This is a genomic window from Acidisoma sp. S159 (genome assembly GCF_009766125.1).
Lineage (GTDB): Bacteria > Pseudomonadota > Alphaproteobacteria > Acetobacterales > Acetobacteraceae > Acidisoma.
In genome coordinates this window covers 99,933-100,681 of the sequence record NZ_LMUG01000011.1, presented here as the reverse complement: position 1 = coordinate 100,681, position 749 = coordinate 99,933, and the positions used below count along the sequence as shown (strand labels likewise).

Below are 749 nucleotides of genomic sequence, written 5' to 3'. Positions count from 1 at the left end.
TGCTGGAGCAGAAGATCGCCCTTCTGGAGGGCAACAGCGGCCCTTTGGGCCGCCGGAGGCCGAGGCGATGAGCCGCACCCTGTCGCCCAGCAGCGGAAAGCCCTACGCCTTGCACGCGTCTGTCGGCTCTGGCGCAGCGCGAGAGCGAGCGTCTATCGGCATCGCCATCCGGCGCCAGCACGACAGAGGCCCGGTCCAGCAGGACCGATGTCGGATGCAGCTCTGCTGGAACGGATCCGTGGCGTCCTCTCCGACAGCCCTTCCATGGCGAAGGTCACCGGAAAGTCTGGGCCCGGTTGCGGATCGGCGGCATCCGCACGTCGCTGCGCCGAGTGTTGCGGCTCATGCGCGAGAACGACCTGATGGCGCCCGGCCGGGTCGGTCAGCCGCACGGACCGCGCAACCATGACGGCACCATCATTACCGATGCGATCGACATGTGTGGGGCACCGACATGACCACGACCTGGACGGCGGAAGGCCAGGTGGCGGTCTTCATTGCAGTCGATCACCACAACGCCGAGTGCGTCGGCGTTCATGCCGCTCGACGTGGGACCCGTTTTGAAGCCCTCGAACCGCTGCGCCAGGGCGTACGACGCCACTTCGGCGCCATCGGCAAGGATGTCGCCCGCGGCCTGGCCGTTCGTCACGATCATGGCTCGCAATACATGTCCGACACCTTCCAGACCGAGATGGGCTTCCTGGGCATTCAGAGGTCGCCAGCTTTCGTCCGTGCGCCGGAGGGAAATC

1 pseudogene is annotated in these 749 nt (G+C 66.5%); it reads left to right on the top strand.

Annotated features, from left to right (window positions below):
• A pseudogene (locus GSQ92_RS06525) lies at positions 1-749 on the top strand (transposase); the annotation flags it as partial.